Below are 13,066 nucleotides of genomic sequence, written 5' to 3'. Positions count from 1 at the left end.
TGATTTGTGAGGTTCCCGGCCCCCTGCCTGCGGGAACCACAGAATAAAGGGCAGAGCGATCATGCATGACCGCTCTGCCCTAAACGTCGGATTCGCCACAGCGCGCGGCGAATGCCGACCTACGCGTCGTCGAGCAGCTCCGCCGTCACCGCCGACTCGGTGTCGGGAATGCCCAGGTCCTTGGCCCGCCGGTCGGCCATCGACAGCAGGCGCCGGATCCGGCCCGCCACCGCGTCTTTCGTCATCGGCGGCTCGGCCAGCTGACCCAGCTCCTCGAGCGAGGCCTGCCGGTGCTGGACCCGCAGCCTGCCCGCGGCGGCCAGATGGTCGGGCACGTCGTCGGCGAGGATCTCCAGCGCCCGCTCCACACGCGCGGCCGCGGCCACGGCCGCCCTGGCCGAACGCCGCAGGTTGGCGTCGTCGAAATTCGCGAGCCGGTTCGCGGTGGCCCGCACCTCGCGGCGCATGCGGCGCTCTTCCCAGGTGAGCCGGGTGTCCTGCGCGCCCATCCGGGTGAGCAGGGCACCGATCGCCTCGCCGTCGCGCACCACGACCCGGTCGGTGCCACGCACCTCACGGGCCTTGGCGGTGATCCCGAGCCGCCGGGCCGCACCGACCAGCGCCAGCGCGGCCTCCGGCCCGGGGCAGCTCACCTCGAGCGCCGAGGACCGCCCCGGCTCGGTCAGCGAACCGTGCGCGAGAAACGCTCCGCGCCAGGCCGCTTCGGCGTCGCCGATACTGCCGCCGACCACCTGGGCGGGCAGGCCGCGGACCGGGCGTCCGCGCACGTCGAGCAAACCGGTCTGGCGGGCCAGCGCCTCGCCCTCCTTCGACACCCGCACCACGTAGCGGGAGGTCTTGCGCAACCCACCCGCACCGAGAACGTGCACGTCGGAGCCGTACCCGTAGAGCTCGAAGATCTCCCGGCGCAGTCGTCGCGCGATGGAACCCATGTCCACCTCGGCCTCGACGATCACCCGGCCCCCGACGATGTGCAGACCACCCGCAAATCGCAGCAGGGCCGACAATTCCGCCTTACGCGAGCTGACCTGCGACACCACGAGCCTGCTCAGCTCGTCCTTCACCTCGGCTGTCATCGCCACGAGACGCGCTCCTTTCCCACCGACCCGGAACGCACATCCGATCCCGTGTGCCGTCCCTCGACTCGAAGCCCTGCCAGTTGCGGCCGCGGCGCCCGGATCAGCTGATCCAGTGCGGCGGCAAGTTTTCCGGGATGATGCCGATCCGTTCCCGGCTCGGCGACATCGCTGAACGTTACCCGTGCACGCAACTGTTCGGCGGCTCTTGCCACATGTTCCCGTTGCCGCCCCTCGGGCACCGACGCCGAGTCGACGAGCACGTCGTCGACCGCGAAATCCGGTGCGTGCTGGGACAATACATGCAGATGACGTTCGGCGGAAAAGCCGGCCGTCTCCCCCGGCTCGGCGGCCAGGTTCAACACGAGCACCTTGCGCGCCCTGGTGTGCACCAGCGCGTCGTGCAGTTGCGGCACCAGCACATGCGGGATGACGCTGGTGAACCACGAACCCGGGCCCAGCACAACGACATCCGCGTGCTCGATGGCCGAGGTCGCCTCGGGGCTGGCAGGCGGATCGGACGGAATCAGCCGCACCCGCCGGACCTTACCCGGCGTGGTCGCCACCGCAACCTGACCGCGCACACTGCGCCCGATCCGCGGATCCGACTCCAGGCCCGACACTTCGGCCTCGATGTCGAGCGGGACCGGCGACATCGGCAGCACCCGGCCGGTGATCCGCAGCAGTCTGCCCACCTCGTCGAGCGCGGCCACCGGATCACCGAGGACATCGGTGAGGCCGGCCAGGATCAGATTGCCCACCGAGTGACCGGCCAGTGCCCCGGTGCCACCGAAGCGGTGCTGCACCGTGGTGGTCCACACGCCGTCGGCGTCCTCCGACAGCGCGGCCAGCGCCATCCGCAGGTCACCCGGCGGCAGCATGCCCAGCTCACCGCGCAACCGGCCCGAGGACCCGCCGTCGTCGGCGACCGTCACGACCGCGGTGATCCGCCTGGTCAGCCTGCGTACCGCGGTCAGGGTCGCGTAGAGCCCGTGTCCGCCGCCCAGCGCGACGACGGCTGGGTCGGCTTCCCATCCACTCATTCGCGCCCCAGATCCCGGTGCACGACGCGGACGACGTCCACGGCCGCGTGCCCGGTATCGGCGCCGATGCGCTCACCGAGCGCCTCGGCGATCGCGACGCTGCGATGTTTGCCGCCGGTGCACCCCACTGCCACCGTCATGTATCGCTTCCCCTCTTGCCGGTATCCGGTCGTGGTCAGGTCGACGAGATGGTGGCAGGTCTGCAGGTAGTCCTGCGCGCCGGGCCTCGACAACACGTAGTCACTGACCACCGATTCCTGCCCCGTGTGTTCCCGCAGCTCGGGAATCCAGTGCGGGTTGGGCAGGAATCGAACGTCCAACACCATGTCGGCGTCGAGTGGAACACCGTACTTGAACCCGAACGACTGCACGGTCAGTTGCAGCGCGGCGGGCGCGCCCGCGCCGTAGACCTCCTCCAGTTTGCGGTGCAGCTGGTGGATCGACAGCTCGGTGGTGTCGATGACGACATCAGCGGCCGCCTTCACCGCCGCGAGCCGGACCCGCTCGGCGGTCAGGCCGGCCGAGAGCGTGCCGTCGGGGCTGTCGCTCTGCAGCGGGTGCCTGCGCCGGGCGAAACCGAAGCGCCGGATCAGCACGTCGTCGGAGGCCTCGAGGAACAGCACTCTTGTCCGGATGCCCGCCGAGCGCAGGTGCTCGGTGACGCCGGAGAGGTCACCGGTGAAGAAGCGGCTGCGCACGTCCATGACCAGCGCCAGGCGCCGGACCGGTGGTTCGGCCGCGGCGCCGAGCTCGATCATCCGCCCGATCAGTTCGGGCGGCAGGTTGTCGGTGACGTACCAGCCGAGATCCTCCAATACGCGCGCGGCGGTGCCGCGGCCCGCGCCGGACAAGCCGGTCACGATGACCACTTCTACTGGTTGCTGTGGATCGGGGACCGCCCCGGCCTGTCCGGGTACCGCCCCCGCATTGTTGTTCGATTCGACGCGTGTCATGTCCTACCGGATCCGTTTCTGGGTGCCTTTCGATCATCCCGCACCGGTTCGGGTATCGGGCGCAGACACACAACGTACGGCACTCGCAATGTTGCGTCCTGCGATCCGCCCCTCCCGCGCTACGGGCTGTTCAGTGCTTCCAGCACTGCTTTCGCCGTGGAGACGCCGATGCCGGGCACCGATGTGATCTCGTCGACAGTCGCGTCCTTGATCCGGGCCACCGAGCCGAAGTGGGTGACCAGCGCGGTGCGCCTCGCCTCGCCCAGCCCCTTCACCGAGTCCAGCGCCGATGCCGTCATCCGGCGCGAGCGCTTGCTGCGGTGGAAGGTGATCGCGAAGCGGTGCGCCTCGTCGCGCACGCGTTGCAGCAGGTAGAGCGCTTCGCTGTTGCGCGGCAGGATCACCGGGTCGGGTTCGCCCGGCACCCACACCTCTTCCAGCCGCTTGGCCAGGCCGATCACCGCGACATCGGTGATGCCGAGTTCGTCGAGCACCTCGGCGGCCGCGGCGACCTGCGGCGCGCCGCCGTCGACGACGTAGAGGTTGGGCGGGTAGGCGAAGCGGCGCGGCTTGCCGGTGGTCGGGTCCACCCCGGGACGTGAGGTGGGCTCGTCGGCGTCGTCGGGCTCGACGTCGACGACCTGCTGCCGGTCGCGGGCAAGGCGCGCGAACCGGCGGCGGGTCACCTCGGCGATGCTGCCGACGTCGTCGGAACGGCCGTCACCGGCCGCCTCCTTGATCGCATAGTGCCGATAGTCGGACTTGCGGGCCAGGCCGTCCTCGAAGACCACCAGCGAGGCGACCACATCCGTGCCCTGGACATGGCTGATGTCGACGCACTCGATCCGCAGCGGCGCGCTGTCGAGATCGAGGAAGTCCTGGATGTCCTGCAGGGCTTGGGATCTGGAGGTCAGATCGCCGGCGCGCTTGAGTTTGTGCTGGGCCAGAGCCTCGCCCGCGTTGCGCTGCACCGTCTCGGCCAGCGCCTTCTTGTCGCCGCGCTGCGGGATGCGCAGCGAGACCGCCGAGCCACGCAACCTGCTCAGCCAATCCTGGATCTCCGCGGCGTCGGCGGGCAGTTCGGGAACCAGTACCTCGCGCGGGACGACCACCACGTCCCGGTCGGCGTTCTGGTCGGCCATCGCGGCCTGCTCGCCGTAGAACTGGGTGAGGAACTGCTCGACCAGCGCCGCGAGTTCGGTGCCGGATTCGGCGACGTCGAGCGCGTCACCGGACTTGTCGACCACCCAGCCGCGCTGGCCGCGCACCCGCCCGTCGCGGACGTGGAAGATCTGGACGGCGGCTTCGAGTTCGTCGGTGGCGAAGGCGATCACGTCGGCGTCGGTGCCGCTGCCGAGCACGACCGCCTGCTTCTCCAGCGCCCGGCGCAGTGCCTGGACGTCGTCGCGCAGGCGGGCGGCGGTCTCGAAGTCGAGATCGTCGGCGGCCTCGTGCATGCGCCGTTCCAGCGCGCGCACCATCTTGTCGGTCTTGCCGGAGAGGAAGTCGCAGAAGTCGTCGACGATCTGGCGGTGCTCGTCCGCGGTGACCCGGCCGACGCACGGCGCCGAGCACTTGTCGATGTAGCCGAGCAGGCAGGGGCGCCCGATCTGGTTGTGCCGCTTGAAGACTCCATTGGAGCAGGTACGCGCGGGGAACACCCGCAGCAGCAGGTCGAGGGTCTCGCGGATCGCCCAGGCATGCGCGTAGGGACCGAAGTAGCGGACCCCCTTCTTGCGCGCGCCGCGGTAGACGAACAGCCGCGGGTACTCCTCGTTCAGCGTCACCGCCAGCACCGGGTAGGTCTTGTCGTCGCGGTAGCGGACGTTGAACCGCGGATCGAATTCCTTGATCCAGTTGTATTCGAGCTGCAGCGCCTCGACCTCGGTGGACACCACGGTCCACTCGACGCTCGCGGCGGTGGTCACCATCTGCCTGGTCCGCGGGTGCAGCGAGTACACGTCGGCGAAGTACGAGTTCAATCGGCTGCGCAGGCTCTTGGCCTTGCCGACGTAGACGACCCGCCCGTGCGCGTCCCGGAACTTGTACACACCGGGTTCGACGGGAATGGTGCCCGGCGCCGGCCGGTACGTCGCGGGATCTGCCACCCATCCAGCCTAGCGAGCGCGTCCGACAGACCCACACCGCCGACCGGGTGCCACGGCGGTCCGCCGAGCCGGGAAACCCACCTGTGTAGCGTGGTCGGCGTGACGAACGCGCCCACCGCCCCCGCCCTCGCCGACGACGACCTGTTCGACGAGGCGACGCCGGCGGGCGTGATGCCGGGCAGCGTGCGCGGTGCCCGGTTGATCGCCGCCGTCGCGGCCCTGGTCGGTGTCGTGCTGATCGTGATCACGGTCGCGCTCGGGACGAACGGCTCGCTCGCCACCCTGCTGGCGGGCTACCTGCCGACCTTCGCGCTGGTGCCACTGATCGTGCTGTTCGGGCGGGGCGGCGAGCTGATCAGGAAGGCCGCGGTCGGCGTCGCCGGAATCGCGGGCCTGGTCTCGTGCACCGGGATCCTCACCGGACTGCCCCCTGGCGCGGTCGGCATCGTCGCCAACGGGGCGATCGTCGCCCTGCTGCTGCGCCCCACCGCTCTCGCCTGGTTCACCCGCGAGCGCTGAGCCCGCTCCGCGTCGTTCAGGCGTCGAGCCGGACGCCGTGCGCGCCGAGCGCCTCGATCAGGGCGCGTGGGCGCTCGGCCGTCGGCAGCGGCTCGACGAGGGCGAACCGGGCGCCGAGCGCGGCGGCGCCGCCGTCGGCCTCGGCGCTGTCGCCGATCATCAGCACCCGTTCCGGCTCGACGCCGAGGCGGTCGGTGGCCTCGCGGAAGATCGCGGCGTCCGGCTTGACGGCGCCGATCTCGTAGGACAGGGTCATCGCGCCGACCAAGCCGTCCCAGCCGTGTTTCGCGAAGGCGGGGCGGATGTCGAAGGCGATATTGCTGACGATGCCGATCGGAATGCCCTGGGCGGACAGGGCTTCCAGCACGGTGCCGGTGTCGGGGTACGGGGTCCAGGCCAGCGGGTCGATGAGGCGGTCGTAGAGGCGCGCGGCGTGGGTGCCGGGGACGCCGGTGCCGCGCAGCACCTCGAGGTAGGCGTGCCGGTGCAGGGCCGGGTCGAGATCGCGGTGGTCCCAGGCGTGCTGGCCCGCCGCGTCGAAGGTCATGAACTGCTCGACGGGGGCCGTCATCCGGCGCAGTACTTCGGCTTTCGCCGCGACGTCGAACGGGGTGCCGTCGTCGCCGACCAGTTCGTCGGCCCAGGTCCGGTCGTCCTCGAGCCGGAAGACCGTGCCGGAGAAGTCGAACAGCACCGCGTCGATATCCATGTCGCCAGGGTAGCGATGCCGCGGCCGGTCGCCGGGGGAAAACTGGTTCGTCTACCGAACATTCGCGCGGCCGTCACCGAGAAATAATCGGCGGGGCCGGGCCGCGCGGGGTTACGCTGCCAGGATGACGCCAAGGCGACAGACGTGGATCGGGGCCGCGGCGGCCGGAGTCCTCACGGTGGGTCTGCTGACGGGCTGCTCGTCCGGCGACACCGCGGCGGCCGAGTGCACCAGCACGCCGAACGGCACGCCCGTCTCGGCCGCTCCGGCGACGAACGCCCCCACCTCGCAGAACCTCAGCACCAACCCGGAGATCGCGTCGGGCTACCGCGCGGACATGACCGCGGTGCGCACTCGCACCTACGCGGTCTCCACCGCGAACCCGCTGGCCACCGAGGCCGCGTGCCGGGTGCTCCGGGCCGGCGGCACGGCCGCCGACGCGCTGGTCACCGCGCAGGCGGTGCTCGGGCTGGTCGAACCGCAGGCCTCCGGCATCGGCGGCGGCGCCTTCCTCGTGCACTACGACGCGAAGTCGCGCACCGTCGAGACCTACGACGGCCGCGAGACCGCGCCCGCCGCGGCGACCGAGAACTACCTGCGCTGGGTCAGCGACACCGACCGCACCGAACCCGCTCCGAACACCCGCGCCAGCGGTCGCTCCATCGGCGTGCCCGGCGTGCTGCGGCTGCTCGAACTCGCCCATCGCGAGCACGGGCTGACCGCGTGGAAGGAACTGTTCGATCCCGCGATCAGCCTGGCCGACAGCGGCTTCGAGATCAGTCCCCGGCTGGCGGGCCAGATCGCCGAGTCGGCCAAGGATCTGGCGGCCGACGAGGGTGCCCGCGGGTACTTCCTCGAAGCCGACGGCTCCCCCAAGAAGTCCGGCACGGTGCTGACCAATCCGGCCCTGTCCAAGACCCTGTCGGCGATCGCGGGCGACGGCGCGCAGGCGTTCTACAGCGGCGCCATCGCGCAGGACATCGTCGAGGCGGCGGGCAGCACGGCGGGCGGGCGCACGCCCAGCCTGCTGACCACCAGTGATCTGGCCGGCTACCAGGCCAAGAAGCGCACCGCGCTGTGCACCGGCTACCGCAAGTTCGAGCTGTGCGGCATGCCCGCGCCGTCCTCGGGCGGCAGCACGGTGGCCGCGACGCTCGGCATCCTGGCCAACTTCGACATCCCGTCGCTGCGTCCGCAGGAGCTCGACGCCAACGGCGGGCGGCCCGACGCCCAGGCCGTGCACCTGATCTCCGAGGCCGAGCGGCTCGCCTACGCCGATCGCAACAAGTACGTCGCCGACCCGGATTTCGTTCCGCTGCCCGGCAATTCGGTGCTGTCGCTGGTGCACCCGCAGTACCTCAAGCAGCGGTCGACGCTGATCGACCCGCAGCGCAGCATGGGCACCGCCAAGCCGGGCGATCTCGGTCCGGTCCCGCTGGGCAACGGCCCGCAGCCGCCCGAGCACGGCACCAGCCACATCTCCGTCGTCGACAAGTACGGCAACGCCGCCGCCATGACCACCACGGTCGAGTCGGCCTTCGGGTCGTTCCACTTCGTCGACGGCTTCGTGCTCAACAACCAGCTCACCGACTTCGCCGCCGACCCACTCGATCCGGACGGCACGCCGGTCGCCAATCGGCTGCAGCCGGGCAAGCGCCCGCGCAGCTCCATGGCGCCCACCCTGGTCTTCGACCGCGACGACGCGGGCAACCGCGGCGACCTCGCCCTCGTCACCGGCTCCCCCGGCGGCTCGGTGATCATCCAGTTCGTGGTGAAGACCCTGATCAACACCCTGGACTGGGGCCTGGACCCACAGCAGGCAGTCTCCGGCGTCTCCTTCGGCGCCGGCAACACCCCGGTCACCGGCGTCGGCGGCGAACACCCAGACATCGACGCCACCGACAACGGCGACCACGATCCCCTCGTCCAGCGCCTGCGCCAGATGGGCCACCAGGTCTCGGTGGCCCCGCAATCGAGCGGCCTGAGCGCCCTGCAACGCGATGGCAAGGACGGCTGGATCGGCGGCGCCGACCCCCGCCGCGAAGGCGCCGTCCTCGGCGACACCCGCTAGCGTTCCAGTCCCATCGGATACAGTTCGACCTCGGCCACCCGCAGCGGTTCGGTCACCCGGAATCCGAACCGCTGGTAGAACGGCACATTCGACGCCCGGGTCGCCACCAGGAACGCGGGTGCGGCGACGGCGTCGAGGCGCCGCCGGATCAGCTCGGCCGCGTGCCCGCGGCCCTGCCGGTCCGGGCGGGTGCCGATGGTCGCGAGATACAGGTGCGGCTCGTGCGGCCGGGTGCTGTCGATGCCGCGCAGCGCGGGCAGTGCCCTGGGCAGGCTCCGGCCGAGGGCGCGCAGCAGCGTGATCCGCTTGGCGAGCGCCGACTCGACGCCGGGTGTCTCCCACATGGCGACGGCCGCGACGGACCCGTCCTCGTCGTGGGCGAGGTCGACCGCGCCCTGCCGCTGCCGAGAGGCCAGCCGCGATTCCCACAGCAGCGGCAACGCCTTCCGGCGCCGTGCCGGGTCCGGCCAGACGTAGCTCATCAACGGATCGTCGGCGAAGGCGGCGGCCAGGACCTGCGCGGGCGTCATGCCCGCGAGACTACCGAGACCGGTCAGTCCGGGGTGGACGCGTACTTGGCGCCGAGGTCGCGGAGGCGTTCGATGGCGTCGGCGGCGTGGGCCTTGTCGTTGGAGCGGATCGCCAGCATGGGGACGTAGTCGTCGTCGGCGAGTTCGAGGCGGGCCCAGGACTTGCGGTCGGGGAAGGACGCGCCGCGGATGTAGGACCAGGGGTACTCGTGGTCGCCGAGGATGTTGCGGACCGAGACGCCCGCGGCGCCCGCGCGGACCCGGGGGCGGGTGAGCAGCAGGACCGCGCCCGCGCCGAGGACGCCGATCAGGATCATCGCGATCTGGTCGGCGAACCGGAAGTTCACGCCGGTCGAGCCGGTGCGCAGCAGCAGGCCGCCGAAGGTGAAGAACACCAGGATGACGATCGCGACGACCACCGCGGTCCGGATCGCCCGGCGCGGACGCACCTCGAACTCCCAGGCTTGCCCGGGTTCGGGGGCACTCGCGCCGCGTCGCCAGGTCCGCACCACCGGCACGGTCACGCCGATCGCAGCGCGCGCAGCGTGAGCGCGGCGTCGAGGGCGGCGGCGCAGGCCTGCTCGCCCTTGTCCTCCGCCGAGCCGGGCAGCCCGGCGCGGTCGCGCGCCTGCTCCTCGTCGTTCGTGGTCAGCACGCCGTTGGTGACGGGGGTGGCCGCGTCCAGCGAGACCCGGGTCAGACCGGCGGTCACCGCATCACAGACGTACTCGAAATGCGGTGTGCCGCCGCGGATCACGACACCGAGCGCGACGACGGCGTCGTGCGTGCGGGCCAGTTCCTGGGCGACGACCGGCAGTTCCATCGCGCCTGCGCAGCGCACCACGGTCACCTGCTCGACGCCGGCTTCCTTCGCGACCCGCTGCGCGTTGGCGACGAGGGTGTCGCAGATCTCGGTGTGCCAGCGCGAGGCGACGATGCCGAGTTTGACGTCTTTGGCCTGGGCCAGCGCGAAGGACGGGACACCCGTGCCGCTCATCGTTGCCGCCTTTCGGGAGTGTGCGTGGTGATCACTGCGCGGTCTCGCCCAGATCCAGGTCGTCCAGGCCGATCAGATCGTGGCCCATCCGGTCCCGCTTGGTCCGCAGGTAGTGCAGGTTCTCGGCGTTGGCCCGCAGCGGCATCGGCACCCGCTCGGTGATCCGCAGTCCGTAGCCGTCGAGCCCGACGCGCTTGGCCGGGTTGTTGGTGAGCAGGCGCATCGACCGGATGCCCAGGTCGACCAGGATCTGCGCGCCGGTGCCGTAGTCGCGCGCGTCGGCGGGCAGGCCGAGGTCGAGGTTGGCGTCGACGGTGTCGCGGCCGGTGTCCTGCAGCTGGTAGGCCTGCAGCTTGTGCATCAGGCCGATGCCGCGACCCTCGTGCCCGCGCATGTAGAGGACCACGCCGCGGCCCTCGGCGTCGACCATCTCGAGCGCGGCGTCCAGCTGCGGGCCGCAGTCGCAGCGCAGCGAACCGAAGACGTCGCCGGTAAGGCACTCGGAGTGCACCCGCACCAGCACGTCCTCGCCGTCGCCGATATCGCCGCGCACCAGCGCGACGTGCTCGGCGTCGTCGAAGATGCTCTGGTAGCCGACCGCCTTGAAGTCACCGTGCGCGGTCGGGATCCGGGCCTCGGCCACCCGCACGACGTGCTTCTCGTGCTTGCGCCGCCAGGCGATCATGTCGGCGATCGAGATCATCGCCAGGTCGTGCTCGTCGGCGAAGACCCGCAGCTCGTCGGTGCGGGCCATGTGGCCGTCGTCCTTCTGGCTGACGATCTCGCAGATCACGCCCGCCGGGCGCAGACCGGCCATCCGGGCCAGATCGACCGCCGCCTCGGTGTGGCCGGGGCGGCGCAGCACGCCGCCGTCCTTGGCGCGCAGCGGCACCACGTGACCGGGCCGGGTGAACTCGTCGGCCTTGGCCTGGGCGCTGGCCAGCAGGCGCATGGTGACCGCGCGGTCGGCGCCGGAGATGCCGGTGGTGATGCCCTCGCGCGCGTCGACCGAGACGGTGTAGGCGGTGCCGTGCTTGTCCTGGTTCATCGCGTAGGCGGGCGGCAGGCCGAGCCGGTCGCAGTCGTCGCCGGTCAGCGGCACGCAGATGTAGCCGGAGGTGTAGCGGATCATGAACGCGACCAGCTCCGGAGTGGCCTTCTCGGCCGCGAAGATGAGATCGCCCTCGTTCTCACGGTCCTCGTCGTCCACGACGACGACAGCCTTACCGGCCGCGATATCGGCGACCGCGCGCTCGATGCTGTCCAACCTGGTCACGTCTGCTTGCTCCGTAATCTTGGCGGCCGGGGCCGCGTGTTCCTCGGCCGCACGGCCTCGATTCGCATCGGATACCACAGTACGGCGTGCGATCGGGGGTTCCGATGACCGCATGCCGCCTGGTGGTCATCCGCGTTGGGCGAGTCGCTCCACGTACTTGGCGATCACGTCGACCTCGAGATTCACCGTGGTGCCGACCGGGGCGGTGCCCAGCACGGTCAGCGCCAACGTGGTCGGGATCAGCGACACCTCGAACCAGTCGCGCGTGCCGTCGGCGGCGGGCTCGTCGGCGATGCCGAGGCCGGAGACCGTGAGGGAGACGCCGTCCACGGTGATCGAGCCCTTCTCCACCACATAGCGCGCGATCGCGTCGGGCAGCGAGATCCGCACGACCTCCCAGTTCTCCGACGGGGTCCGCGAGAGCACGGTGCCGGTGCCGTCGACGTGGCCCTGCACGAGGTGACCGCCGAGGCGGCTGTTGAGCGCCGCGGCCCGCTCGAGGTTGACCCGGGAGCCGGTGACCAGGGCACCGATGCTCGACCGGTTCAGCGTCTCCGCCATGACGTCCACGGTGAAGCTGTCGCCGTCGACCACGTCGACCACGGTCAGGCAGACACCGTTGACGGCGATCGAATCGCCGTGACCGGCATCGGAAGTCACCAGCTTGCCGCGGATCGTCAACCGGGCGGCGTCGGCCAGCTGTTCGGTGGCGACGATCTCGCCCAGCTCTTCGACGATCCCTGTGAACATGCCTGCACTCCCTTGTCGCGTCATCCGTACCCGTTGGGCCCAACAGCAGGTGCGTGGCCGCTATTCCCGGCGGTACCCGCTCGCGCACAGCCTAGTGGCGGGGCGAGTGAGCCCCGACGGGTCGGGGTCGAATCGGACCGCGAGCATGATCGAACCGACGGAAACGAGCACCACCGCATCGAACGGTCGGCAAACAGACATCGACATGACGCAACCCCACCGTTAATCATTCCGGTGGTAATCGTTCAATCGAATTTTCGGCGAACCGGTCGCGCCCATTCACCCGACGGCTCTAACCTGGCTTTACCCCGGAATTCCGAACTCGAAACACGGTGATTCGAATGCTTGCGCCGATGATGCCATTGACGCAATATTGTTACGTCACCGATTCTCGCCGTTCAACTGATGATCATGGGCAGGTCGGTGGCGCATCCGACCTGCGGCGAGACCGTGGGGAGTTCGACCCAGGGATAGTCCACCACTCCAGGAAGTCAGACAACACTGTGGGTCACAACAGGTTCGAAAGATGTGGGGGTGCCGCGTGAGCACATTGGTCGATTCCACGCTGGAAATTCGGTGCGTCCGTTATCGGCGCGAACTCCATCTGCCCGCGACGATCGATCCGGATTCCCGTCGCATTCTGCTCCAGATCGGCGCGCATTACGGCGCGGTCACCATGCCGGGTGATCTCGGCGAGCGCGTGCAGGCCCGGTTGCGTGGCGCCGCGATCGCGGGCCCGGTCGTCGACCATCCGCGGGCCAGGCGCTGGACGTTCCTGACCGGCCCGTGCCGCCCCGACACTCTCACCACCACCGCGTCCGCCGAGCTGTTCCGCCTCTACGCGACGGTCGCCTGCACCGGCAGCCAGATCGTGTTGCCCTCGCCCGACGACGAGCGCACCGGCTACCGCACCTGGGTGCAGGCACCGGAGGCCGCCGACAACCGGCCCCCGCTGCACGCCGTGATCGATGCCGCGCGCGCCCTCGGCACGCGCAAACTCCGCTCCCTGTAAC

At 70.4% G+C, this 13,066-nt stretch carries 13 protein-coding genes; 3 read left to right on the top strand and 10 right to left on the bottom strand.

The genetic code is table 11. The annotated features are described in order from the left end of the window. Positions 1-119: 119 nt before the first annotated feature. The 4 genes from whiA to uvrC all read right to left on the bottom strand — a co-directional run bounded on the left by whiA (position 120) and on the right by uvrC (position 5,201). On the bottom strand, positions 120-1,103 hold the full coding sequence (gene whiA / locus AB0H54_RS12525; RefSeq protein WP_019047780.1) for a DNA-binding protein WhiA: 984 nt from the start codon (positions 1,101-1,103) through the stop codon (positions 120-122). Next, a complete protein-coding gene (gene yvcK, locus AB0H54_RS12520) occupies positions 1,094-2,140 on the bottom strand; it encodes a uridine diphosphate-N-acetylglucosamine-binding protein YvcK (protein WP_357345143.1) in 1,047 nt (348 codons plus the stop codon). Before yvcK ends, whiA begins: the two co-directional genes overlap by 10 nt. After that, the gene (gene rapZ, locus AB0H54_RS12515) at positions 2,137-3,093 is read right to left on the bottom strand and encodes an RNase adapter RapZ (protein ID WP_357345141.1); all 957 of its coding nucleotides are present in this window, start codon (positions 3,091-3,093) and stop codon (positions 2,137-2,139) included. The genes yvcK and rapZ overlap by 4 nt, the downstream gene beginning before the upstream one ends. A 119-nt stretch (positions 3,094-3,212) precedes the next feature. Then, the gene (uvrC, locus tag AB0H54_RS12510) at positions 3,213-5,201 is read right to left on the bottom strand and encodes an excinuclease ABC subunit UvrC (RefSeq protein ID WP_357345139.1); all 1,989 of its coding nucleotides are present in this window, start codon (positions 5,199-5,201) and stop codon (positions 3,213-3,215) included. A gap of 99 nt (positions 5,202-5,300) precedes the next feature. Here uvrC and AB0H54_RS12505 point away from each other — a divergent pair, with 99 nt between their 5' ends. Next, a complete protein-coding gene (locus AB0H54_RS12505; protein WP_357345137.1) occupies positions 5,301-5,720 on the top strand; it encodes a hypothetical protein in 420 nt (139 codons plus the stop codon). Between the two features lie 16 nt (positions 5,721-5,736). On the opposite strand, the gene AB0H54_RS12500 is transcribed toward AB0H54_RS12505, so the two are convergent. After that, the gene (locus tag AB0H54_RS12500) at positions 5,737-6,429 is read right to left on the bottom strand and encodes an HAD-IA family hydrolase (protein WP_357345135.1); all 693 of its coding nucleotides are present in this window, start codon (positions 6,427-6,429) and stop codon (positions 5,737-5,739) included. Positions 6,430-6,553: 124 nt separating this feature from the next. On the opposite strand from AB0H54_RS12500, the gene AB0H54_RS12495 reads away from it, so the two are divergent. Then, entirely contained in the window at positions 6,554-8,500 is a 1,947-nt protein-coding gene (locus AB0H54_RS12495) for a gamma-glutamyltransferase family protein (protein ID WP_357345133.1), read from the top strand. Here the strand turns inward: AB0H54_RS12495 and AB0H54_RS12490 are convergent. The 5 genes from AB0H54_RS12490 to AB0H54_RS12470 form a co-directional block, all read right to left on the bottom strand. Beyond that, a complete protein-coding gene (locus AB0H54_RS12490) occupies positions 8,497-9,030 on the bottom strand; it encodes a GNAT family N-acetyltransferase (RefSeq protein WP_357345131.1) in 534 nt (177 codons plus the stop codon). The genes AB0H54_RS12495 and AB0H54_RS12490 overlap by 4 nt on opposite strands. 23 nt (positions 9,031-9,053) lie before the next feature. Next, entirely contained in the window at positions 9,054-9,548 is a 495-nt protein-coding gene (locus AB0H54_RS12485; RefSeq protein WP_357345728.1) for a PH domain-containing protein, read from the bottom strand. A 2-nt stretch (positions 9,549-9,550) separates the two neighbouring features. Then, positions 9,551-10,027, bottom strand: coding sequence for a 6,7-dimethyl-8-ribityllumazine synthase (gene ribH / locus AB0H54_RS12480; protein WP_355281318.1), 477 nt, complete (start codon positions 10,025-10,027; stop codon positions 9,551-9,553). Positions 10,028-10,058: 31 nt separating this feature from the next. Then, the gene (locus AB0H54_RS12475) at positions 10,059-11,303 is read right to left on the bottom strand and encodes a bifunctional 3,4-dihydroxy-2-butanone-4-phosphate synthase/GTP cyclohydrolase II (protein ID WP_355281319.1); all 1,245 of its coding nucleotides are present in this window, start codon (positions 11,301-11,303) and stop codon (positions 10,059-10,061) included. Positions 11,304-11,429: 126 nt separating this feature from the next. Continuing rightward, positions 11,430-12,053: a riboflavin synthase gene (locus AB0H54_RS12470; RefSeq protein ID WP_355281321.1), complete on the bottom strand. Its 624-nt coding sequence runs from the start codon at positions 12,051-12,053 to the stop codon at positions 11,430-11,432. A gap of 541 nt (positions 12,054-12,594) precedes the next feature. On the opposite strand from AB0H54_RS12470, the gene AB0H54_RS12465 reads away from it, so the two are divergent. Beyond that, entirely contained in the window at positions 12,595-13,065 is a 471-nt protein-coding gene (locus AB0H54_RS12465; RefSeq protein WP_357345129.1) for a hypothetical protein, read from the top strand. Position 13,066: the final 1 nt, after the last annotated feature.

Source organism: Nocardia sp. NPDC050718 (assembly GCF_040654235.1).
Taxonomy (GTDB): domain Bacteria; phylum Actinomycetota; class Actinomycetes; order Mycobacteriales; family Mycobacteriaceae; genus Nocardia.
This window is presented reverse-complemented; position numbering and strand designations above follow the sequence as displayed.

Coding starts and splice junctions, on each gene's coding strand:
- AB0H54_RS12490 (WP_357345131.1), bottom strand. CDS start 9,030: ATGACGCCCGCGCAGGTCCTGGCCGCCGCCTTCGCCGACGATCCGTTG.
- AB0H54_RS12470 (WP_355281321.1), bottom strand. CDS start 12,053: ATGTTCACAGGGATCGTCGAAGAGCTGGGCGAGATCGTCGCCACCGAA.
- yvcK (WP_357345143.1), bottom strand. CDS start 2,140: ATGAGTGGATGGGAAGCCGACCCAGCCGTCGTCGCGCTGGGCGGCGGA.
- AB0H54_RS12500 (WP_357345135.1), bottom strand. CDS start 6,429: ATGGATATCGACGCGGTGCTGTTCGACTTCTCCGGCACGGTCTTCCGG.
- rapZ (WP_357345141.1), bottom strand. CDS start 3,093: ATGACACGCGTCGAATCGAACAACAATGCGGGGGCGGTACCCGGACAG.
- ribH (WP_355281318.1), bottom strand. CDS start 10,027: ATGAGCGGCACGGGTGTCCCGTCCTTCGCGCTGGCCCAGGCCAAAGAC.
- AB0H54_RS12495 (WP_357345133.1), top strand. CDS start 6,554: ATGACGCCAAGGCGACAGACGTGGATCGGGGCCGCGGCGGCCGGAGTC.